Origin of the sequence: Nonomuraea sp. NPDC049504 (genome assembly GCF_040676845.1) — a bacterium.
Taxonomy (GTDB): Bacteria; Actinomycetota; Actinomycetes; order Streptosporangiales; family Streptosporangiaceae; genus Nonomuraea; species Nonomuraea salmonea.
This window is the reverse complement of sequence record NZ_JBFAPT010000020.1, coordinates 117,965-138,627: the sequence shown is the minus strand read 5'-3', so window position 1 is coordinate 138,627 and position 20,663 is coordinate 117,965. Positions and strand designations below refer to the sequence as shown.

The window sequence follows — 20,663 nt, the reverse complement described above, 5'->3', positions numbered from 1 at the left end:
CCGGACAGCTACAAATAGGAAACTTTCCTATAAGTTGACGCGATCGTAGAGCCGCCCTGAGCCCTCGTCAACGACCCGCACCGGTCGGAGCACTGCGGGGGACGGGCACACTGGAAACGTGCCATCCATCCTGCCTGACGGCGATCCCGCGCCCACCTCGGGCGAGCTGCCCGACAGCGCCCTGCGCGGCCTCGGCGAGCGCCCGTTCGGCTTCTACGTGCACGTGCCGTTCTGCCTGACCCGCTGCGGCTACTGCGACTTCAACACCTACACCGCCTCCGAGCTGGGCCCCGGCGCCTCGCAGCGCGACTACGCCGACACGGTGATCGAGGAGATCCGCCTGGCGCGCCGCGTCCTGGGCGAGACCGACCTGCCGGTGGAGACGGTGTTCTTCGGCGGCGGCACCCCCACGCTGCTGCCTCCCCAAGACCTGGCACGCATCCTGGCCGCGATCGGCTCGGAGTTCGGGTTGCGGCCGGACGCCGAGGTCACCACCGAGGCCAACCCCGAGTCGGTCGATCCCTCGTCGCTGGAGAAGCTGCGCCACGGCGGCTTCAACCGCATCAGCTTCGGCATGCAGAGCGTACGCGAGCACGTGCTGCAGGTCCTCGACCGCCGCCACACGCCCGGCCGGGCCGCCGCGGCCGTCAGGGAGGCGCGCGCGGCCGGGTTCGAGCACGTCAACCTCGACCTGATCTACAGCACGCCGGGAGAGTCCGACGACGACTGGCGGGCCTCGCTGGGCGCGGCGATCGAGGCAGGGCCCGACCACGTGTCGGCGTACTCGCTGATCGTCGAGGAGGGCACCCGCCTGGCCGCGCGCATCAGGCGCGGTGAGCTGCCGATGCCCGACGACGACGTGGCCGCCGACCGCTACCTCATCGCCGACGAGCTGCTGTCCGCGGCCGGGTTCGCGTGGTACGAGGTGTCCAACTGGGCCGTCACCGACGACGCCCGCTGCCGCCACAACCTGCTCTACTGGACCGGCGGCGACTGGTGGGCGGCCGGCCCAGGAGCCCACAGCCACGTCGGCGGCACCCGATGGTGGAACGTCAAGCACCCCGCCGCCTACGCCCAGCGCCTGGCCGCGGGCCACTCGCCGGCGCACGCCCGCGAGGTGCTCGGGCACGACGACCGCGATGCCGAACGCCTCATGCTGGAGCTGCGGCTGTCGTCCGGCTATCCGCTGGCCGAGGTCGCGCCCGCCGCGCGGCCCGTGGTGGCGAGCGCCCTGGCGCGGGGGCTGCTGGAGCCCGAGCCGTTCAAGGCGGGCCGCATGGTGCTGACCCTCCAGGGCCGGCTGCTGGCCGACGCCCTGATCAGGGACCTGCTGGTCTAGGTGATCAGGCGGATGGAGATGGGGTAGCGGTAACGCTCGCCCCGGTACGTCGCCATCGCCGCCTGGATGTGGAAGATCAGCGACACGACGAAGACCGCCGGCAGCAGCAGGAAGCCGATGAACAGCAGCATCAGGAACGCGGACACGATGTAGCCGATGAACATGGTGATCTGGAAGTTCAGCGCCTCCGCCGCCTGGTCCCTGACGTAGGGCGACTGGTCCTTGCGCATCACGTAGATGATGAGCGGGCCGATCCACGAGACCAGCAGGCCGAGGAGGTGGGCCAGCATCGCCATGGAGTTGTCGTCGGTGCCGGGGCGGGGGCCGAAGCGGCCGGGCACGTAGGGCTCGCCGGGGTGCTGCGGGTAGCCGTAGCCGGGCGGGGGCGGCGGATAGCCGGGCCGGCCGTAGCCGCCGGGCGGACCGTAGCCGCCGGGACCGCCATAGGGGCCCTGCTGGCCGTAGCCGCTGGGCGGCTGCGGGTGGTAGATCGGCGCCGACCCGGGCTGCTGCCCGTAGGGGAGCTGCTGCCCGTAACCGGGGGCCGACCCGGGCTGCTGCCCGTAGCCGGGCGCCGAGCCGGGCTGCTGCCCGTAGCCGGACGACCCGGGCTGCTGCTCATAACCCGGCACGGAACCGGGCTGCTGCGAGTAACCCGGAGTGGAGCCGGGTTGCGGTGGGTAGCCGGGCGTGGAGCCGGGTTGCTGGGGGTGGCCGGGTTGTTGTCCGTACGGTGGGGGCGGGCCGGGTTGGGGGCCCGAGCCGGGCGCGGGCGGCGGCAGGTCGGACGGGGTGACCCTGCGCGTGGCGTCGTCGTCCGCCGGGGCGAACCTGCGGGTGGCGTCGTCGTCGGCGGGCGGCGGGGTCGGGTCCTGGCTCATGGGGCCTCCGTAACGAAGTCGATCAGTTCCTCGACCCGGCCGAGCAGCGCCGGTTCCAGGTCCGTGTACGTCGAGACGGCGCCGAGAATGCGCCGCCACGCCTCCGCGGGCTCCATGCGCCAGCCCAGCGCGGCGATGACGCCCTCCTTCCATGGCACCCCGCGCGGCACGTCGGGCCAGGCCGGGATGCGCAGCACGGACGGCTTGACCGCCTGCCAGATGTCGACGAACGGATGCCCCACCACGAGCACGTCGGGCGAGGTGATCTCGGCGGCGATCCGGCTCTCCTTGGAGCCGGGCACCAGGTGGTCGACGAGCACGCCGAGGCGCCGCCCCGGCTCGGGGCCGAACTCGTCGACGATGGCGGGCAGGTGGTCGACGCCTTCGAGGTATTCGACGACGACGCCTTCGACCCGCAGGTCGTGGCCCCAGATCTTCTCGACGAGGGCGGCGTCGTGGACGCCCTCGACGTAGATGCGGCTCTGCCTGGCGACCCTGGCCCGCAGCCCTTCGACGGCGATCGAGCCCGACGCGCTGCGCCGAGGGCCGGTGGGGGCGGTGGCGGCGGGGCGTACGAGGGTCACGGGACGGCCTTCCAGCAGGAACGCCGCGGGCGCGAGCGGGAAGAGCCGGCGCTTGCCGAACCGGTCCTCCAGCGTGACGGCCTCCTTGTCACAGGCCACCACGGCGCCGCAGAAGCCGCTGTCGGCGTCCTCCACGACGAGGTCCGGCTCCGCGGGCACCTTGGGGATCTTGCCCTTGCCCGGCCGCCGCCAATTTCCCGCCAGTACATCGCCCTCGTACACACGGGGACCGTAGCAAATCACCCGCTCACTGCAAGGCGCTTCCGCGCGCCGCTGCGGCGGACGAGGACGACGATCGTGCCGGCGATGGCGGCGAGCAGCCCGGCGCCCGGCAGGGCCACGAGGGCGATGAGGCCGTCGGCGACGCCGTTCACGACGGAGTAGGAGTCGCGGCCGACGCCGTAGCGCACGGTGGCGTCCTCCTGGTTGACGCAGGTGAGCTGGTAGTCGCCCTTGGCCGGCGCGTTGATCACCAGGAACTGCTCCCACACGGCGTCGCCGGCCGACACCGTACGCCGGTCGGGGGTCTTGGCCAGCTTGGCCTCGCCGCTGATCGAGCAGTCGTAGGTGACGGCGGTGTCGCTGGCGAGGTAGACGCCCGGCTTCTCGGCCGGGTCGACCGTCACCGTGACGCTTTCGCCGGACGCGAACGTCTGCTTGGGCACCAGGTCGGTCGCGCCGCCCAGGCCGGTGGCGAACAGCACGCCGCCGGCCGCCAGGCAGGCCACGAACACGCCCCAGACGGCCACCAGCCACCAGCGGCTGGGCTTTATGGCTTTGGAGTCGATTCGTGGTGGAAATTGGGCCTGTTGGCCGTATTGTCCGTACTGAGATGGCGGGCCGAACTGAGCGGGGTCACCGTACTGCGGTGGCCCCTGTCCGAACGGAGGCTGTTGCCCGTACTGGGGTGGTCCCTGCGGCGGCTGTCCCTGTGGGGGCGGTCCGTACTGGGGCGGACCGTAGCCTGGCGGCGGGCCGTACGCCGGGGGCCGGGAATCGTCGGTCATGAGGGCAAGTGTGGGGCCTGTCGCTCACAGGAAGCCAGACAGCAGTTGGGACGCGGTGTTATCGCACCTTGTGGGCGAGAGCCGTACACTTGGCACTCGGGAACACAGAGTGCTAGACACCACGTTCCTGTAAGGGACAGAGGCAGGAGGTGAGCACGTGCTCGACGATCGGAAGCTGGCGGTGCTCCGGGCCATTGTCGAAGACTACGTGTCCACCAACGAACCGGTGGGCTCCAAGGCGCTGGCCGAGCGTCACAATCTGAAGGTCTCCCCGGCGACGGTCAGGAACGACATGGCCGCGCTGGAAGAGGAAGGCTACATCACCCAGCCCCACACCAGCGCGGGCCGCGTGCCGACGGACAAGGGCTATCGCCTGTTCGTCGACCGGCTCTCGCAGGTCAAGCCGTTGTCGGGGGCCGAGCGGCGGGCGATCGAGACGTTCCTCGCCGGCGCGGTCGACCTCGACGACGTCGTCACCCGCACGGTCCGGCTGCTCGCGCAGCTGACCAGGCAGGTGGCGGTCGTGCAATACCCGACGCTCAACCGTTCGACGGTCCGGCACGTCGAGCTCGTCCCGCTGACCGACCGGCGGGTCATGCTCGTGCTGATCACCAACACCGGCCGCGTCGAGCAGCGCGTGGTGGAGCTGCCCGAAGTGGTGGAGGACCACCGCATCGCCAACCTGCGCGCCGTGCTCAACGCCTGCCTCGACGGCTGCGGCCTGAGCAGCGTGCCCGAGCTGGTGGCCGACCTGCCGGAAAGACTCCCGGTCGAAGACCGGCCCGCCGCGGCGACGATCCTCTCCGTGCTGCTCGAGACGCTGGTCGAGCGGCACGACGAGAAGATCGTGTTCGCCGGCGCGGCCAACCTCGCCGGCGCCGACTTCGCCACCGGCCTGCGCGACGTGCTGGAGGCGCTTGAGGAGCACGTCGTCCTCATGCGGCTGCTCGGCGAGACAACCTCAGACACCCCGTCCGCGCTCACCGTGCGCATCGGCTCGGAAAACCCCTACCTGAGGGGCACATCCATCGTCGCGACCGGATACGGTTCTGGCGACAACCAACTGGCCCGGCTCGGCGTTCTGGGGCCGACCAGGATGGACTATCCCGTGACGATGGGCGCCGTACGCGCGGTGGCACGCTACGTCAGCCAGATCCTGGCTGCATCATAAGAGGTCGATAAGTGGCAAACAGCGACTACTACGCCACCCTCGGGGTGCGCCGTGACGCGAGTCAGGACGAGATCAAGAAGGCGTATCGCCGGCTCGCCCGAGAGCTGCACCCTGACGTGAACCCCGATCCTGACACGCAGGAGCGGTTCAAAGAGATCACGCAGGCCTACGAGGTGCTGTCCGACCCGAACAAGCGCCAGATGTACGACCTGGGTGGCGACCCCTTCGGCGGCGGCGCGGGAGCGGGTGCCGGCGCGGGAGGCTTCGGAGCGGGCTTCCCGTTCAGCGACATCATGGACGCCTTCTTCGGCACCGCCACCGGTGCCAGGGGGCCCCGCTCACGTGCCCGCAGGGGCCGCAACGCCACCATCAGGGTCGAGCTCGACCTGCGCGAGACGGCGTTCGGCACGACCCGCGAGCTGGCCGTCGACACGGCCGTGCTGTGCGACATCTGCCACGGCGCCGGCACCGCGCCCGGCACCCACCCCGACACCTGCGACATGTGCAGCGGGCGCGGCGAGATCTCCCAGGTGACGCGGTCCTTCCTGGGCCAGGTCATGACCTCGCGGCCCTGCCCGCAGTGCGGCGGCTTCGGCACCATCATCCGCAACCCCTGCCAGGAGTGCTCCGGCGACGGCCGGGTGCGCACCCGCCGTACGATCAAGGTCCGCATCCCCGCGGGCGTCGAGGACGGCACCCACATCCAGCTCGCCGGCGAGGGCGAGGTCGGCCCGGGCGGCGGCCCGCCCGGCGACCTGTTCCTCGAGATCGTCGAGCGGCCCCACGAGATCTTCGAACGGCGCGGCGACGACCTCCACTGCACCGTCCAGATCCCGATGACGGCCGCCGCGCTCGGCACCGTGCTGACCGTCGAGACCCTCGACGGCGCCGAGGAGATCGACGTCCGGCCCGGCACGCAGTCGGGCCAGGTCATCACCATGTACGGCAGAGGCGTCCAGCGGCTCAACGAGTCCGGCAGGGGCGACCTGCTCATCCACGTCAACGTCGAGACGCCGAGCCGTCTCGACGCGGCTCAGGAAGAGCTGCTGCGCGAGCTGGCCAGGCAGCGAGGTGAGGAGCGCCCGCCTGGCAAGTTCGCACCGGGCCAGCAGGGTTTTTTCTCCCGCCTGCGTGACGCGTTCAACGGCCGGTGACGGCTCCGGTCTTCCTGAGCGCGCACCTCGAAGGGCCCGAGCTGACGCTCGACGGCCCCGAGGGGCGGCACGCGGCCTCCGTACGCCGGTTGCGCGCCGGTGAGCGGGTCGACCTCACCGACGGGGCGGGCGGGGTGGCCGAGTGCGTCGTACGCGAGGCGCTGAAGGACGCGCTGCGGCTCGAGGTGCTGCGCCGCTACGACGTCGAGCCGCCGCGGCCCCGGCTGGTGGTCGTCCAGGGGCTGCCCAAGGGCGACAGGGGCGAGCTGGCGGTCGAGATGATGACCGAGGCCGGCGTCGACGTGATCGTGCCGTGGGCGGCGGCCCGCAGTATCACCCAGTGGAAGGGCGACAAGGTCGCCAAGGCCCTCGGCCGCTGGCGCTCCACCGCGCGCGAGGCGGGCAAGCAGGCCCGCCGCTTCCACCTGCCCGAGGTGACCGACCTCGCCTCCACGGCACGCGTCGAGCGGCTGCTGGCGGAGGCGGCGCTCGGGCTGGTGCTGCACGAGGAGGCCGCCGAGCCGCTGTCGGGCGTGGCGCTGCCGGCGGGCGGCGACGTCGTCATGGTGGTGGGGCCGGAAGGCGGGGTCTCGGAGGAGGAGCTGGAGCGGTTCAGGGCGGCCAAGGCGGAGCCGGTGCTGCTCGGGCCTACGGTGCTGCGCACGTCCACGGCGGGGGTGGCGGCGGCCGCCGTGCTCTTCAGCCGCACGGGCCGCTGGTGAGCCGCTAGGGGGTGCTCTGCGCGTCTTGCCGCGGGGCGAGCTGTCTTGCCCGGCGATGAGCCTCTAGGGCGTGGTCTGCGTGTCCTGCAGGGGGGTCGCCTCGACGGGCGGCGTCTCGGTCATCTCGTCGTCCGGCGGGCACTGCTCCGGCGGGCACGACGGCGGCGCGGACGTCTCGATCATGGTGGGCGACGGTGTCGGCGTCGGCGACGGCGAGAGGGTGGGGCAGTCGGACGGCGGCTCGGCTTCCTCGGCGAGCGCCGAAGGACACGGGGTCGTGGTGGGGGTGGGAGTGGGCGACGGAGACGGCCTGCTGGTCGACTCGGCCTTACGGGTCGGCTTGGGTGAGGTGGGCGACGGCGTGGCCGGGATCACCACCGCGGGCGGCGACTGACGGGGCGGCACGCTGGTCGCGGGCGGATCGATGGACCGGGTGGTCGAGGAGTTGGACGGCACCTTGCTCGTCTCGTCGTCCACGATCCGCACGGGCGCCTGATCGATGATCTGGGAGCGCAGGCCGGGGACGGCGAACACGATCGCGCCCGCCACCAGCACCGCGCTGGCCGCGGCCGCTCCCGCGCGCCACCAGAACAGATTGCGTACGCCCCGCCGCTCGATGCGGGCACGGATGATCTCCAGTCCGTCCGGCGAGGGCACGACCGCGTCCGCCTCCGCGCGGAGCGCACGGCGCAGCAGCTCGCCGTACTCGTCGGGGGGCTGGGTCATGACATTTTCTCCAGGACCGATCGCAAGGCGGCCATGCCACGTGCCGTGTGGCTCTTGACCGCCCCCTTGCTGATGCCCATGGCGTGGGCGATCTCAGCTTCGGACAGATCACCGTAGTAGCGTAGAACCAGAGCCTCTCTCTGTCGGGTCGGAAGGGCACGTAATGCCTCGATCACGGCAGAACGTTCCAGTTCGCCGATCGCGCCGTTCTCGGCGCTCGGCGCGTCGGGCAGACCTTTGGGAGCATACTTCTCGACGACCGCGCGGTGGCGCAGCACCGACCTGGACCGGTTGACGACTGACTGGCGCAGGTAGGCAAGTGCTTTGTCGGGATCACGCAGCCTGCGCCAGGCGCCATGGATGGCGACGAACGCATCCTGCACGACTTCCTCAGCTGTTGCTATGTCGCGCACCAGCAACACAGCGAGACGCACCAATGACCGAAAATGCGCACTGTACAGCGCCGTAACGGCCATGTCGGCATCCCACCCGACCGGCACCGCCCCCATCGACCTGTCGGCCAGAAGGGTTTCGGTGGTCACATCAGTGGGACGCGCGGCCTTCCCAGAGGGTTTACGCTCTTCCGGTTCTGGAGGTTTCCCCGGTTCCTTAGGGTGCATTACCCAGTCGTGTCCTCGCCAGGTGGCGCTCGCCCGACCCTGAATCGTCTTTTCTGCTGAAGTGTCGCACACTCACCCTAACCTTGTGGATCTTCCTGCGCACGACACAGCTGATTACCGATTCGCAACGGACTCACCGACGGCGGCGCCCTCGGTAGGCTGATCGAGTGAGCGATTGCCTCTTCTGCAAAATCGTCGCCAAGGAGATTCCCGCCGAGATCGTTTACGAAACCGGCCGGACCCTGGCGTTCCAGGACATCAACCCGCAGGCGCCGACCCACGTGCTGGTGATCCCCAAGGAACACCACGCCAACGCCGCCGCGCTCGCCGCGGCCGACGACGGGCTCGCCGACGAGGTGCTCAAGACCGCGCACGAGGTCGCCGTGCTCGGCGGCGTCTCCGAGAGCGGCTACCGCGTCGTCTTCAACACCGGTCCAGGCGCCGGTCAGACCGTCTTCCACGTGCACGCCCACGTGCTCGGCGGGCGCGATCTCACCTGGCCGCCCGGCTGACGGCCTGGGCAGGCCGGGCGCAGTGATCGGCGCGGTGATCGGCGCGGTGATCGGCGCGGTGATCGGCGCGGTGATATTGACGCGAGCAATCGGCCTGGCCCCGGATACGATGGGCGGAGAAGAACTCCGAAAGAGACCGGGAGGCATCAGGCCGCTGGCCTGCCCATGTCTGAACTACACGAATCCCGACGCACAGCACCTCCCTCGCGGACTCAAGCGAAGGTGCTGATACCGGACGAATACCCGATGGTCAGCCTCCTGGGCTCCCGCGACGAGCTGCTACGCGTCATCGAGGGCGCCTTCCGGGCCGACATCCACGTACGCGGCAACGAGATCACCGTCACCGGCAGCCCCGACGAGAGCGGCACCGTCGTGCGCCTCTTCGAAGAGCTCGTCGAAGTCCTGCGCAGCGGCGGAGAGCTCACCCCCGACGCGGTCGAGCGCAGCATCGCCATGCTCCGCATGACCTCCGACCGGCCCGCCGAGGTGCTCTCGCTCGACATCCTGTCCTCGCGCGGCCGCACCATCCGCCCCAAGACCGTCAACCAGAAGCGCTATGTCGACGCCATCGACGACCACACCATCGTCTTCGGCATCGGCCCCGCCGGCACCGGCAAGACCTACCTCGCCATGGCCAAGGCGGTGCGCGCGCTGCAGGAGAAGCGGGTCAACCGCATCATCCTGACCCGGCCGGCGGTCGAGGCGGGCGAGCGCCTGGGCTTCCTGCCCGGCACGCTCTACGAGAAGATCGACCCCTACCTGCGCCCGCTCTACGACGCGCTGCACGACATGGTCGACCCCGACTCCATCCCCAAGCTGATGGCGGCGGGCACGATCGAGGTCGCGCCGCTGGCCTACATGCGCGGCCGGGCCCAGCCGGTGGACAGCCAGGTGCTGACCCCCGACGGCTGGCGGGCGATCGGCGAGCTGGAGGTCGGCGACCTCGTCGTCGGCTCCGACGGCGAGCCGACTCCCGTGCTGGGGGTCTATCCGCAGGGCGAGAAGACGATCTACCGGCTGTCCAGCGACGACGGCGCCTCCGTGCTCGCCAGCGAAGACCACCTGTGGACCGTCCGCGACGGCGCGGGTGAGCCGTGGCGGGTGCTGGAGACCAAGCAGCTGCTCGGCGAGCGCCGGTGGGAGCTGCCGATGCTCACCGCGCCGGTCCGCTTCCCCGAGCGTGCGGTGCCGATGGATCCGTACGCGCTGGGCCAGCTCCTCGGTGACGGCCGGGACGTCGAGCCGTGCACGAGCGGCCACCACCCGGCAGGGCGCTCCGGCGGCACCATGACGCTCACCCATCCGCTCGCCGAGCTGGGCCTGGCGGGCCGCACGGCGGCCACGACGTTCGTGCCCGAGGTCTATCTCCGCAACACGCCGGAGATCAGGCTCGCGCTGCTCCAGGGCCTGCTCGACGCGGCCGGGACGGTCACCGAGGACGGCCCGCGCTTCAGCACCGGCTCCGAGCGGCTCCGCGACGACGTGATCGCCCTCGTGCGGTCGCTCGGCGGCGTGGCCTACGCGAGCCGGGAGGAGGCGTACGTCCTCGACATCCGCCTGCCCGGAACGAGGCCCGCGCGGCACATCGCGCGCATCGAGCCGGCCGGCACCGCCGAGTGCGTGTGCATCCAGGTGGCGGCCGAGGACTCCCTCTACGTCACCGAGGGCCACCTCCTCACCCACAACACGCTCAACGACGCCTTCATCATCCTCGACGAGGCGCAAAACTCCTCGGCCGAGCAGATGAAGATGTTCCTGACCAGGCTCGGGTTCAACTCGAAGATCGTGGTCACCGGTGACGTCACGCAGGTCGACCTGCCCTCGGGCACGGTCAGCGGGCTGCGGGTGGTGCAGGAGATCCTCGAGGGCATCCCCGACATCCACTTCGCCCGGCTGACCAGCTCCGACGTGGTGCGGCACAAGCTCGTCAGCGACATCGTCGACGCCTACGGGCGCTACGACGCCACGCAGGCGGCCCAGGAGCCGAAGGCGATCCAGCAGCGAGGGAAGCGGCGGCCGTGAGCATCGAGATCAACAACGAGTCGGGCGTCGGGGTCGACGAGGAGAGCATCGTCGCCCTGGCCGCCCACGTGCTCGGCGAGATGGGCATCAACCCGCTCGCCGAGCTGTCCATCGTGGTCGTCGACGAGGACGCCATGGCGGAGCTGCACGAGAAGTGGATGGGCGAGCCGGGCCCGACCGACGTGCTGGCCTTCCCGATGGACGAGCTGCGGCCCGGAGGCGGCGCGCGCGGCGAGTCCGAGGGGCCGGTCGACCCGGCGCTGCTGGGCGACGTCGTGCTGTGCCCGCAGGTGGCGGCCAGACAGGCGAAGGAGGCCGGGCACAGCACGGCCGACGAGCTCGAGCTGCTGTGCACCCATGGCATCCTGCATCTGCTCGGCTACGATCATGCCGAGCCGGAGGAGCACAAGGAGATGTTCGGACTGCAGTCCCGGCTCCTCGAGTCGTGGCAGGAGGTGCGCAACCCGCGGTGAACGCCTGGTTGCTGTCGGCCATCGCGCTCGTCGTCGTCGGTGGCCTGATCGCCAGTGCGGAAACGGCGCTGACACGCATCTCCCGGGTGCGTGCCGACGAATACGTCCGTGAGGCGCGGCGCGGTGCCGCGCGGTTGCAGACGATCGTGACCGATCCGCCGCGCTACCTGAACCTGCTGCTACTGCTGCGGCTGAGCTGCGAGCTGGTCGCGACGGTGATCGCGACGCTGCTCTTCATCGACCTGCTCGACGACCAGGGCTGGGCCTACTTCTGGGCCGCGGCCGTGATGATCGTGATCAGCTACGTCGTGGTCGGCGTCATGCCGCGCACGCTGGGCCGCCAGCACGCCGAGCCGGTCGCGCTGGCCAGCGCGCCGATCGTGTACGGCCTGACCCGCATCTTCGGCCCGCTGCCCAAGCTGCTCATCCTGCTGGGCAACGCGCTGACGCCCGGCAAGGGGTTCCGCGACGGCCCGTTCACCTCGGAGGCCGAGCTGCGTGACCTGGTCGACCTGGCCGAGGAGCGCCGGGTGATCGAGCCGGACGAGCGCGAGATGATCCACTCGGTGTTCGAGCTGGGCGACACGCTCGTCCGCGAGGTCATGGTGCCCCGCACCGACATGGTCTACATCGAGCGGTCCAAGACCATCAGCCAGGCGCTGTCGCTGGCGCTGCGCAGCGGGTTCTCCCGCATCCCCGTGGTGGGCGAGAACGAGGACGACGTCATCGGCATCGCCTACCTCAAGGACATCGCCCGCAAGATCCACGAGTCGGGCGAGGGCGGGGGCAAGGAGACGATCGAGTCGATCCTGCGGCCGGCCGCGTACGTGCCGGAGAGCAAGCCCATCGACCAGCTCATGCGGGAGATGCAGGCCCGCCAGATCCACATCGCGATCGTCATCGACGAGTACGGCGGCACCGCCGGGCTGGTCACGATCGAGGACGTCCTGGAGGAGATCGTCGGGGAGATCACCGACGAGTACGACCAGGAGGCCCCCCGCGTCGAGCCCATGGACGACGGCGGCATGCGGGTCACCGCCCGCATGCCGGTCGACGAGCTGGGCGAGCTGTTCGACACCGAGATCGAGGTCGACGACGTCGAGACCGTGGGCGGGCTGCTGGCCCACGCGCTGGGCCGGGTGCCGATCGCCGGTTCGCACGCGGAGGTGGCCGGGCTGTCGCTGACGGCGGAGAGCCTGGCCGGGCGGCGTAACCGCATCAGCACGGTGGTGGTGCGGCGGGTGGCGCCGCCGCCGGACGAGGTCGTCCCCGCCACCGCCGAGCGCGAGCGGTCCAACGGACGGGAGTGAGCGGGCGCGAGGGCCGGCGGTGAGCGTGCACGAGGACCGGCGGTGAGCGGGCGCGAAGGTCGGCGGTGAGCGGGCGCGCGGGCCGGGGAGTGAGCGGGCAAGACAGCGGCGAATGCGGACGAAACGGCAAGCGTTCTACAAGTCAACTGCAAGCCGCCTCCGGCACTCTCAAATCACGACATCCAGTGCGGTGGGTGTCTACAGGGGAATCGTCCGAAGGCCGGGTGGGGTTCGCGGCCTGACGACGATCCCGGGGGGACGACGGCGTCACGATCCTGGTCGCGACGCTGGTCGGCGTAAAGGGTGTTCTCGTCCTGATCAGGGCGGGGGCACCCTTTTTGCGTATTGGTGGTCACTCCGGTGGATTGCCGCATTCCTCGTGCGGGGAAGCCACCGATCAAGGGGGGACCATGAAACGAAGACCAGGGATCGGCGCCTGCGCGCTGCTGACCTGCCTCCTGGCGGGTTGCGGCGGCGGTGGAGCCGAGAGCTTCCTCGACGCACAGGCCATGGCGCAACTGCGCGAGGTGGTCAGCAAGGAGCAGCCACGCCTGCCCGACGGCTTCACGATCAGGCCGGAGCAGGCCTGGCGGATGCCGTTCGGGCAGGCGGACAGGAACTGCCGGGCCGTGCTGGAACCGGCCGGCGGGCAGGCGCCCGGGCAGGCGCTGACCGCGCAGGCCGCGGTCAGCTACCTCGGCGACGGGCTGGGTGAGCAGGCCGGGGTCGGCCTCGCCAGGTACGCCAACCAGGAAGCGGAAGAGCACCTCGACGCCCTGTCGCAGGCGATGCGCAACTGCCGCGAAGTGCACACGTCCAGCGGCACCGACATGCTGCTGCACGAGCTGCCCATCGAGCAGGCGGTGCAGCAGGCGGCCGACGACGCCGTGGGCGCGCGGTTCAGCGGGCGGCTCAACGGCTACCCGTACGCGCTGGACGTCGTGCTCGCCCGCGTCGGTGACACGCTGGTGTCGGTGGTGCACACCGGGATGAACGACGTGGACACCGAGCGTACGCGTAAGGTCGTCGAGGCGGCGATCTCCATGGTCAACGCCTAACCTAGAGCGCGTGACACTCGATCCCGAAGACAGCAAGATCATCACGTTGGCCCGCGCCGCCAGGGCGCGCAACGGCTCCGCCGAGGGCGCGGCCGTGCGCGACGAGACGGGCCGCACCTACTCGGCGACGAACGTGGCCCTGTCCGCGCTCACGCTCTCAGCCGTGCAGGTGGCGGTGGCCATGGCCGTCTCCAGCGGCGCGCGCTCGCTCGAAGCGGTGGCGCTGGTGAGCGAGGGCGACCCGAGCCCCGCCGACGAGGCGGTGGCGGCCGAGCTGGGTGCGGGCAAGCTGCTGCTGGCCGGTCCCGACGGCACCCTGCGAGGCTGACGTGCCCATGTCGCCGTTCTTGGCGAGGTTGCGGGAGAAGGTCGGCACGGATCTGCTCATGCTGCCGTCGGTCACCGGGTTCGTGTTCGACGACGCCGGCCGCATGCTGCTGGCCCGCCACGGCGACGTGGGGCTGTGGGCGGCGCCCGGCGGCGGCGTCGATCCCGACGAGCGGCCCGAGGCGGCCGTGCTGCGGGAGCTGCGCGAGGAGCTGGGCGTCGAGATCGAGGTGCTCGGGCTGGTCGGCGTCTACGGCGGGCCCGAGTTCCGTACGGTCTATCCCAACGGGCACGAGGTCGGCTACGTCATCACTGGCTACGGCTGCCGGCTCGCGCCCGGATCCCCCGCGCCGCGGCCCGACGGCGTCGAGATCAACGACTGCCGCTGGGTGGCCGAAGAGGAGCTGAGCGGCCTCGACACCACCGCCTGGACACCCGGCGTGCTGCCGCTCGCCTACGCCTGGTGGCGTGAACACGCCGGTTGATGGGCCACAATGCACTGTGTGACTTCGCCAGACAACCATCGCGCCGGATTCGCCTGCTTCGTGGGGAGGCCGAACGTCGGCAAGTCCACGCTGATGAACGCCCTGGTCGGCACCAAAGTGGCGATCACCTCGTCCAAGCCGCAGACCACCAGGCGCGTCATCAGGGGCATCGTGCACCGGCCCGACGCCCAGCTCATCATCGTCGACACCCCCGGCCTCCACCGCCCCCGCACGCTGCTCGGCGAGCGGCTCGACAGCCTCGTGCTGTCCACGCTGACCGAGGTCGACGTGATCGGGTTCTGCGTGCCGGCCAACGAGCCCATCGGCAAGGGCGACCGGTTCATCGCCGACAAGCTGTCGGCCGTGAAGAAGACGCCCGTCATCGCGGTGGTCACCAAGTGCGACCTGGCGAGCAAGGAGCAGATCGCCCAGCAGCTGCTCGCGGTGTCGCAGATCGCGGAGTTCGCGGCGATCGTGCCCGTCTCGGCCGAGTCGGGCGACCAGCTCGACGTCGTCGCCGACGTGCTGATCGAGCACCTGCCCGAGTCGCCGCCGCTCTACGAGGGCGGCCAGCTCACCGACGAGCCCGAGCAGGTGCTGGTCGGTGAGCTGATCAGGGAGGCGGCGCTGGAGGGCGTACGCGACGAGCTGCCCCACTCCATCGCCGTGGTCGTCGACGAGATGCTGCCCAGGGAGGGGCGCGACGACCTGCTCGACATCTACGCCCACATGTTCGTCGAACGGCCCTCACAGAAGGCCATCGTCATCGGGCACAAGGGCGAGCGGCTGCGCGAGGTCGGCACCAAGGCCCGCAAGCAGATCGAGGCGCTGCTAGGCACCCGCGTCTATCTCGACCTGCGCATCAGCGTGGCCAAAGACTGGCAGCGCGACCCCAAGCAGCTGCGCCGGCTCGGCTTCTACGACTGATACTCGCGCGCGGGGCGGTCAGCGGCGCACCAGCGCGAGCACCGACAGCAGCACCACCGCGACTGCGCAGGCCAGCGCGGCGAACCAGCCCGACCTGATCACCGGCTCGATCGACAGCAGGTCGCCGAGGTGGATGGAGACGCGGTCGCGCAGGCCGCCGTCGCCCATCACGAACGTCACCAGCACGAACACCGCCACGCTCCCCGGCACGATCGCCACCGCGGCCAGGCGGGGGCGGGCGAGCAGGCCCGCCACGCCGCAGCCCACCGCGGTCAGGCCGGCCAGCAGGGTGTAGACGCCGAGCGGGTCGTCGATGCCGCGCACGTCGCTGGCCACACCGGCGCCGAACAGGCTGCTGGTCGCCTGAAGGCCGGCCCACGGCAGGACCGCGCAGCACGCCAGCAGGGCTCCGGCCGCCAGCACCGCGAACGCGGGGCCGCGACCGAGGCGGGAACGGGTGGGCGCGGGCTTGAGGTCTTCGGCCACACGATCAGCGTAAGCCGGGGAAGGCCGCCTCACCACCGTACGCAACGGAGTCGTCACCGTGGCGCGGCAGGAGCGCGAGCCGATCACCTGGCAGCGGTCCGGTCACCTGGCAGCGGTCCGGTCATCCGGCGTCCGTCCGGGGGTGGGTGCGGTCACGGGGTGGCGGGTGGAGGGCTTGGCGTTCGCCCCACTCCAGGCGGGTGCGGAGCTGGACGGCGTCGTCGGCCAATGCCGACACCAGGGTGCCGGGGGCGGCCAGGGGGAGGACGGCGATGCCCTCGGCCACCGCCGCCGCCGGGGCCTGGGCGGTCATGAACGTCGTACCGACGCAGCGGGCGTTGCCGTACACGGCGGGGGAGCCGTCGACGGTCGGGTCGCCGACCGTGAACTCCTGCCTGAGCAGCGGCACGCCGTCGCGGGTGGCGTCGAAGCGGGCATGGCAGCGGCCGGACGGCTCTCCGTGACGGCCGAAGACGATCTCCTCGCGCCACAGCACCGTCGCGTCCTCCTCCAGGGTGAGGCGTACGTGGAGGCGGTGATCGCTGCGTGCGGCCAGGACGGTCGGCTCGGGGACGAACCTGAGCGTCGCTCCCGCACCGACGTGCGCGGTGACCACCATCGTGGACGGCCCATCACCGGGCAGCACGAGAGTGGCGGCCACCGACCCCAACTCCAGCGTCGTGCCGGGCGCGACCCGCAGGTCCAATCGCAGCCGATCACCGCCGAGCGGCCCGGCCGCGGTGGACACCAGATGCACGGTGTGCGGCCCCGTCTGCCGCAACGTGAGCGGCGGCGCGGAAGCCAACCGCCGCATCACCGTACGCCCCCCACCCCCGGCGGCGGTCTCCACCACCGCCACCGCCCGCATCCCCCGCGCCCCGGTGGCGGCCACCGTCCGCGTGTCCCGCGCGCCGCTCTCCACCCCGGTCCCCACCTGCTCCTCCCTCGCCCCCGCCCCATGCGTGGGCAGGCGCTCAGCGGCCGTCTGCGCGGAGCGCGTGGTCTCGGTGGAGGCGGGTGATGTGGCGGTGGGGCCGGTGGTGCGGGGAGCCTCAGGGACGGGTTCGGCCGGCGGGGCGGGGCGCGAGGGGGCTTCGGGTCCGGCCGATGGGGGTGACGATGAGGTGGCTGGCCGGGTGGCCGGCAAGGTGGGGGCGGGGAGGGGGTTCATGAGACGGGGGTGGCGTGGGAGTGGGACCAGGCGCGGACCTCGTCCCTGACCCAGTCGGCGACCGTGTCGGCCGTCGGGTCCTGGCGGATCGAGGTGAACAGCACCGGCCGCTCCCCGCGTACGGCCGCCGCGTCCCGCGCCATGACGCCGAGGTCGGCGCCCACCATCGGCGCGAGGTCCGTCTTGTTGACGACCAGGAGGTCGGCCGTCGTGACGCCGGGACCGCCCTTGCGCGGGACCTTGTCACCGCCCGACACGTCGAGGACGAAGATCTGCCGGTCGGCCAGCCCGCGGCTGAAGGTGGCGGTGAGGTTGTCGCCGCCGCTCTCCACGATCACCAGGTCGAGCGGCCCGAAGCGGTATTCGAGGGTCTCGACGGCGTCGAGGTTGGCGGCGATGTCGTCGCGGATCGCCGTGTGCGGGCAGCAGCCGGTCTCGACGGCCAGGATGCGCTCCTCGTCGAGGACGCCGGCGCGGCGCAGGAAGTCGGCGTCCTCGGTGGTGTAGATGTCGTTGGTCACCACGCCCAACGACAGGGACGGGCCGAGCGTCCGGCACAGGGCCGCGACCAGGGCCGTCTTGCCGCTGCCCACCGGCCCGCCCACGCCGAGGCGCAGCGCGCGGCCGCGGCCGTCGGGCGTGTGGTGGTGGTCGTCGTGGTTGGCTCCCATGGTGGGGTCCTTTCCTAGGAGACGAAGAGCCTGACCTCGGCCTGAGCGTGCTGCTCGGCGAGGAGGTCGAGGGCGGGTGCGGAGTGCGCGGGCAACGAGTCCCACCCGGCGGTGGTGCCGGCGCGGGCGGCGATCGCGGACAGGTCGGGGGTGAGGCCGGCGAGCAGGGCGTGCACGGCGACGGGGTCGAGGCCGAGCAGGCGTACGGCGGCGGTGGCGGGCCCGGTGATCGCGTGGTAGGCGGCCGCCAGCGCGGCCTCCTCGGAGGTGGCGCCGGCGACGTGGGCCGCCGCGCCGAGGGCGATGGGGTGGTGCGGATCGCGTACGGCCCGTCCCAGCTCCTCCAGCACGGACGACGGCCACACCCGGCGGGCGACCCGCAGCAGCAGCCTGCCCTGGGTGCGGGAGGCGTCGCGCTGGGCGGGGGACGAGGTCCTGGCGTCCACCTCGGCGTTCAGCTCCGCCCATCGCCGCGCGCCAGGGGCGGCGGCGTGGGTGCGGGCGGCGGCCGTCAGCCCGGCGGCGACCGCGCCTGCGGTGTGCAGGCGCCCGCGCAGGAACGCGGCCAGCGACGGCGCGTCGTGCACCGAGCCCGCCGCGACGGCGCGCTCGACGCCGCCCGAGTGGGCGTGGCCGCCCGCGGGGAGCCTGGAGTCGGTGAGGAGCAGCAGGGACGGGTTCATCAGAAGAGGAAGTAGCGCTGGGCCATGGGCAGGGACGTGGCGGGGGCGGGCTCGATCAGCTCTCCGTCGATGCGGACCTCGAAGGTGTCGGGGGCGACGTCGATCCGGGGGAGCGCGTCGTTGAGCGGCATGGCGGCCTTGCCGCGCCGGCGTACGTCGGCCGTGGGCGCGAGCCTGCGGCGGACGTCGAGCCGGTCGGCGAGGCCGGACTCCAGGGCGAGCGGGGCGACGAAGTGCAGGGAGGTCGCGGCGGCGGTGACGGGGGAGGCGCCGAACATGGGGCGCGGCAGCACCGGCTGGGGCGTGGGGATGGAGGCGTTGGCGTCGCCCATCTGCGCCCAGGCGACGACGCCGCCCTTGAGCACGAGGTCGGGCTTGACCCCGAAGAAGGCCGGGTCCCACAGGACGAGGTCGGCGAGCTTGCCGCGCTCGACGGAGCCCAGCTCGCCGTCGAGGCCGTGGGCGACGGCGGGGCAGATGGTGTATTTGGCGATGTAGCGGCGGGCCCGCAGGTTGTCGGCCGGGCCGTCGCCGAGCTGCCCCCGGCGGGCCTTCATGACGTGGGCGGTCTGCCAGGTACGGATGATCGTCTCGCCGATGCGTCCCATGGCCTGGGAGTCGGAGCCGATCATGGAGATGGCCCCGAGGTCGTGCAGCACGTCCTCGGCCGCCATCGTGCCGGGCCTGATGCGGGACTCGGCGAAGGCGAGGTCCTCGGGGATGGCCGGGTTGAGATGGTGGCAGACCATCAGCATGTCGAGGTGCTCGTCGAGGGTGTTGACGGTGTGGGGCCTCGTGGGGTTGGTGGAGGAGGGCAGCACGTTGGCGTAGGAGGCGGCACGGATGATGTCGGGCGCGTGCCCGCCGCCGGCCCCTTCGGTGTGGTACGCGTGAATCGTCCGGTCACCGATGGCCTTGAGCGTCGATTCGAGGAAGCCGGCCTCGTTCAGCGTGTCGGTGTGGATCGTGACCTGCACGCCGGAGGCGTCGGCCACGCTCAGGCAGGCGTCGATGGCGGCCGGGGTGGTGCCCCAGTCCTCGTGCAGCTTGAAGCCGGAGGCGCCGGCCCTGAGCTGCTCGACCAGCCCCTCGGTGCTGACCGTGTTGCCCTTGCCGAGGAGGGCGAAGTTGAGCGGGTAGGCGTCGAGGGACTCGAGCATGCGGCCGAGGTACCAGGTGCCGGTGACGGTGGTGGCCTTGGTGCCCTCGACGGGTCCGGTGCCGCCCCCGACGATCGTCGTGACACCGGACCCGATGGCCTCGTCGAGGAGTTGCGGGCAGATGAGGTGGACGTGAGAGTCGACGGCCCCGGCGGTGAGGATCTTGCCGTTGCCGGCCAGCACTTCGGTGGACGGGCCGATGACGATGTCGACGCCGTCCATCGTGTCGGGGTTGCCGGCCTTGCCGACGGCGGCGATGCGGCCGTCGCGGACGCCGACGTCGGCCTTGATCACGCCCCAGTGGTCGAGGATGACCGCGCCGGTGATGACGAGGTCGGCGGCGCCGTCGGCGCGGGTGGTCCTGGCCTGGCCCATGGACTCGCGGATGACCTTGCCGCCGCCGAAGACGGCTTCGTCGCCGGCGCCGGCCGCGCCCATGGACAGGTCGTCGGTGACCTCGATGAACAGGTCGGTGTCGGCCAGCCGGACGCGGTCGCCGGTGGTGGGGCCGTAGAGGGCGGCGTACCGCTCGCGGGACAGCTCAGTCATCGAGCGGCCCCGCCCACTCGGGCCGCAGCCCGGGGACGACCCGGTGCCCGGCCAGCGGCACGAGCGTCACGTCGCGCTCGACGCCGGGCTCGAACCTGACGGCGGTGCCGGCGGGCACGTCGAGCCGCATGCCCCTGGCCGCGGCCCGGTCGAAGTCGAGGCCGGGGTTGGCGGCGGCGAAGTGGTAGTGGGAGCCCACCTGGACGGGCCGGTCGGCGGTGTTGACCACGCGGATCGTCACCCGCTCGCGCCCAGGGTTGAGCGGGATCGCGCCTTCGGGGTGGACGTACTCGCCGGGGATCACGGGATCGGCCTGTGGACGGTGACGAGCTTCGTGCCGTCGGGGAACGTGGCCTCGATCTGCACGCTCTCCAGCATCTCCGGCACGCCCTCCATGACGTCGGCGCGGCCGAGCACCGACCGGCCCGCCTCCATCAGGTCGGCCACGCTGCGCCCGTCTCTGGCGCCTTCCATGAGGAACGAGGCGATGACGGCGGTAGCCTCGGGATGGTTGAGCCGCAGGCCTCTGGCCCGCCGCTCACGCGCCACCCCGGCGGCGACATGGATGAGCAGCCGCTCCTGCTCGTGTGAGGTAAGCCGCATGGCCGGACCATAGGAACCGGCC

At 71.6% G+C, this 20,663-nt stretch carries 24 protein-coding genes and 1 pseudogene; 13 read left to right on the top strand and 12 right to left on the bottom strand.

Annotation, left to right across the window (positions count from 1 at the left end):
* Window positions 1–118: 118 nt before the first annotated feature.
* The gene (gene hemW / locus AB0K28_RS33170; protein WP_364377726.1) at window positions 119–1,339 is read left to right on the top strand and encodes a radical SAM family heme chaperone HemW; all 1,221 of its coding nucleotides are present in this window, start codon (window positions 119–121) and stop codon (window positions 1,337–1,339) included.
* Here the strand turns inward: hemW and AB0K28_RS33165 are convergent.
* The 3 genes from AB0K28_RS33165 to AB0K28_RS33155 are packed head-to-tail and all read right to left on the bottom strand — an operon-like array spanning window position 1,336 to window position 3,553.
* A complete protein-coding gene (locus AB0K28_RS33165) occupies window positions 1,336–2,220 on the bottom strand; it encodes a DUF4870 domain-containing protein (protein WP_364377724.1) in 885 nt (294 codons plus the stop codon). The two genes, hemW and AB0K28_RS33165, sit on opposite strands and share 4 nt — an antisense overlap.
* Window positions 2,217–3,026, bottom strand: a complete 810-nt coding sequence (locus AB0K28_RS33160) for a DUF3097 domain-containing protein (RefSeq protein ID WP_364377722.1) — start codon at window positions 3,024–3,026, stop codon at window positions 2,217–2,219. Before AB0K28_RS33160 ends, AB0K28_RS33165 begins: the two co-directional genes overlap by 4 nt.
* A gap of 17 nt (window positions 3,027–3,043) precedes the next feature.
* On the bottom strand, window positions 3,044–3,553 hold the full coding sequence (locus AB0K28_RS33155) for a hypothetical protein (protein ID WP_364377720.1): 510 nt from the start codon (window positions 3,551–3,553) through the stop codon (window positions 3,044–3,046).
* Window positions 3,554–3,968: 415 nt separating this feature from the next.
* On the opposite strand from AB0K28_RS33155, the gene hrcA reads away from it, so the two are divergent.
* From hrcA to AB0K28_RS33140, 3 genes are read left to right on the top strand one after another with little or no spacing between them, the layout of a single operon-like run.
* Window positions 3,969–4,982 carry a heat-inducible transcriptional repressor HrcA gene (hrcA, locus tag AB0K28_RS33150; RefSeq protein WP_345399109.1) on the top strand — a complete coding sequence of 338 codons (1,014 nt, stop codon included), beginning with the start codon at window positions 3,969–3,971 and terminating at the stop codon, window positions 4,980–4,982.
* An 11-nt stretch (window positions 4,983–4,993) separates the two neighbouring features.
* Window positions 4,994–6,136, top strand: coding sequence for a molecular chaperone DnaJ (dnaJ, locus tag AB0K28_RS33145; protein WP_364377718.1), 1,143 nt, complete (start codon window positions 4,994–4,996; stop codon window positions 6,134–6,136).
* Window positions 6,133–6,858 (top strand): 16S rRNA (uracil(1498)-N(3))-methyltransferase, encoded by a 726-nt coding sequence (locus tag AB0K28_RS33140; protein ID WP_364377716.1) that lies wholly within the window; start codon window positions 6,133–6,135, stop codon window positions 6,856–6,858. The genes dnaJ and AB0K28_RS33140 overlap by 4 nt, the downstream gene beginning before the upstream one ends.
* 63 nt (window positions 6,859–6,921) lie before the next feature.
* On the opposite strand, the gene AB0K28_RS33135 is transcribed toward AB0K28_RS33140, so the two are convergent.
* Window positions 6,922–7,584, bottom strand: coding sequence for a hypothetical protein (locus tag AB0K28_RS33135; RefSeq protein WP_364377714.1), 663 nt, complete (start codon window positions 7,582–7,584; stop codon window positions 6,922–6,924).
* Window positions 7,581–8,093: a SigE family RNA polymerase sigma factor gene (locus AB0K28_RS33130; protein ID WP_080047132.1), complete on the bottom strand. Its 513-nt coding sequence runs from the start codon at window positions 8,091–8,093 to the stop codon at window positions 7,581–7,583. The genes AB0K28_RS33135 and AB0K28_RS33130 overlap by 4 nt, the downstream gene beginning before the upstream one ends.
* A gap of 278 nt (window positions 8,094–8,371) precedes the next feature.
* On the opposite strand from AB0K28_RS33130, the gene AB0K28_RS33125 reads away from it, so the two are divergent.
* The 9 genes and pseudogenes from AB0K28_RS33125 to era all read left to right on the top strand — a co-directional run bounded on the left by AB0K28_RS33125 (window position 8,372) and on the right by era (window position 15,318).
* Entirely contained in the window at window positions 8,372–8,716 is a 345-nt protein-coding gene (locus AB0K28_RS33125; protein ID WP_345399115.1) for a histidine triad nucleotide-binding protein, read from the top strand.
* Between the two features lie 165 nt (window positions 8,717–8,881).
* Window positions 8,882–9,586, top strand: a pseudogene (locus AB0K28_RS33120) (PhoH family protein); the annotation flags it as partial.
* The gene (locus AB0K28_RS33115; RefSeq protein ID WP_364377850.1) at window positions 9,575–10,738 is read left to right on the top strand and encodes a PhoH family protein; all 1,164 of its coding nucleotides are present in this window, start codon (window positions 9,575–9,577) and stop codon (window positions 10,736–10,738) included. The pseudogene AB0K28_RS33120 and the gene AB0K28_RS33115, both read left to right, overlap by 12 nt.
* Window positions 10,735–11,211 (top strand): rRNA maturation RNase YbeY, encoded by a 477-nt coding sequence (gene ybeY, locus AB0K28_RS33110; protein WP_345399124.1) that lies wholly within the window; start codon window positions 10,735–10,737, stop codon window positions 11,209–11,211. The genes AB0K28_RS33115 and ybeY overlap by 4 nt, the downstream gene beginning before the upstream one ends.
* On the top strand, window positions 11,208–12,521 hold the full coding sequence (locus AB0K28_RS33105) for a hemolysin family protein (protein WP_345399127.1): 1,314 nt from the start codon (window positions 11,208–11,210) through the stop codon (window positions 12,519–12,521). Before ybeY ends, AB0K28_RS33105 begins: the two co-directional genes overlap by 4 nt.
* 410 nt (window positions 12,522–12,931) lie before the next feature.
* Window positions 12,932–13,579, top strand: a complete 648-nt coding sequence (locus AB0K28_RS33100) for a hypothetical protein (RefSeq protein WP_364377711.1) — start codon at window positions 12,932–12,934, stop codon at window positions 13,577–13,579.
* Between the two features lie 10 nt (window positions 13,580–13,589).
* Window positions 13,590–13,907 (top strand): cytidine deaminase, encoded by a 318-nt coding sequence (locus AB0K28_RS33095; RefSeq protein WP_355419232.1) that lies wholly within the window; start codon window positions 13,590–13,592, stop codon window positions 13,905–13,907.
* 7 nt (window positions 13,908–13,914) lie between these two features.
* Window positions 13,915–14,391 carry an NUDIX domain-containing protein gene (locus AB0K28_RS33090; protein WP_364377709.1) on the top strand — a complete coding sequence of 159 codons (477 nt, stop codon included), beginning with the start codon at window positions 13,915–13,917 and terminating at the stop codon, window positions 14,389–14,391.
* Window positions 14,392–14,409: 18 nt separating this feature from the next.
* Window positions 14,410–15,318 (top strand): GTPase Era, encoded by a 909-nt coding sequence (era, locus tag AB0K28_RS33085; protein WP_355419228.1) that lies wholly within the window; start codon window positions 14,410–14,412, stop codon window positions 15,316–15,318.
* An 18-nt stretch (window positions 15,319–15,336) separates the two neighbouring features.
* Here era and AB0K28_RS33080 read toward each other — a convergent pair whose 3' ends face one another.
* From AB0K28_RS33080 to AB0K28_RS33050, 7 genes are all read right to left on the bottom strand, one after another.
* Window positions 15,337–15,804 (bottom strand): hypothetical protein, encoded by a 468-nt coding sequence (locus AB0K28_RS33080; RefSeq protein ID WP_345399136.1) that lies wholly within the window; start codon window positions 15,802–15,804, stop codon window positions 15,337–15,339.
* A 121-nt stretch (window positions 15,805–15,925) separates the two neighbouring features.
* A complete protein-coding gene (locus AB0K28_RS33075; protein WP_364377706.1) occupies window positions 15,926–16,738 on the bottom strand; it encodes an urease accessory protein UreD in 813 nt (270 codons plus the stop codon).
* A 233-nt stretch (window positions 16,739–16,971) separates the two neighbouring features.
* Window positions 16,972–17,646 carry an urease accessory protein UreG gene (ureG, locus tag AB0K28_RS33070; protein ID WP_364377704.1) on the bottom strand — a complete coding sequence of 225 codons (675 nt, stop codon included), beginning with the start codon at window positions 17,644–17,646 and terminating at the stop codon, window positions 16,972–16,974.
* A 14-nt stretch (window positions 17,647–17,660) separates the two neighbouring features.
* Window positions 17,661–18,329, bottom strand: a complete 669-nt coding sequence (locus AB0K28_RS33065) for an urease accessory UreF family protein (RefSeq protein WP_364377702.1) — start codon at window positions 18,327–18,329, stop codon at window positions 17,661–17,663.
* Entirely contained in the window at window positions 18,329–20,038 is a 1,710-nt protein-coding gene (locus tag AB0K28_RS33060; RefSeq protein WP_364377700.1) for an urease subunit alpha, read from the bottom strand. The genes AB0K28_RS33065 and AB0K28_RS33060 overlap by 1 nt, the downstream gene beginning before the upstream one ends.
* A complete protein-coding gene (locus AB0K28_RS33055; RefSeq protein WP_345399151.1) occupies window positions 20,031–20,342 on the bottom strand; it encodes an urease subunit beta in 312 nt (103 codons plus the stop codon). The genes AB0K28_RS33060 and AB0K28_RS33055 overlap by 8 nt, the downstream gene beginning before the upstream one ends.
* Complete coding sequence (locus tag AB0K28_RS33050) at window positions 20,339–20,641, bottom strand: urease subunit gamma (protein WP_345399154.1); 303 nt, start codon at window positions 20,639–20,641, stop codon at window positions 20,339–20,341. Before AB0K28_RS33050 ends, AB0K28_RS33055 begins: the two co-directional genes overlap by 4 nt.
* Window positions 20,642–20,663 lie beyond the last annotated feature (22 nt).

Coding starts and splice junctions, on each gene's coding strand:
- AB0K28_RS33060 (WP_364377700.1), bottom strand. CDS start 20,038: ATGACTGAGCTGTCCCGCGAGCGGTACGCCGCCCTCTACGGCCCCACC.
- AB0K28_RS33130 (WP_080047132.1), bottom strand. CDS start 8,093: ATGGGGGCGGTGCCGGTCGGGTGGGATGCCGACATGGCCGTTACGGCG.
- AB0K28_RS33135 (WP_364377714.1), bottom strand. CDS start 7,584: ATGACCCAGCCCCCCGACGAGTACGGCGAGCTGCTGCGCCGTGCGCTC.
- AB0K28_RS33115 (WP_364377850.1), top strand. CDS start 9,575: ATGCGCGGCCGGGCCCAGCCGGTGGACAGCCAGGTGCTGACCCCCGAC.
- AB0K28_RS33165 (WP_364377724.1), bottom strand. CDS start 2,220: ATGAGCCAGGACCCGACCCCGCCGCCCGCCGACGACGACGCCACCCGC.
- AB0K28_RS33100 (WP_364377711.1), top strand. CDS start 12,932: ATGAAACGAAGACCAGGGATCGGCGCCTGCGCGCTGCTGACCTGCCTC.
- AB0K28_RS33065 (WP_364377702.1), bottom strand. CDS start 18,329: ATGAACCCGTCCCTGCTGCTCCTCACCGACTCCAGGCTCCCCGCGGGC.
- AB0K28_RS33090 (WP_364377709.1), top strand. CDS start 13,915: ATGTCGCCGTTCTTGGCGAGGTTGCGGGAGAAGGTCGGCACGGATCTG.
- ureG (WP_364377704.1), bottom strand. CDS start 17,646: ATGGGAGCCAACCACGACGACCACCACCACACGCCCGACGGCCGCGGC.
- AB0K28_RS33050 (WP_345399154.1), bottom strand. CDS start 20,641: ATGCGGCTTACCTCACACGAGCAGGAGCGGCTGCTCATCCATGTCGCC.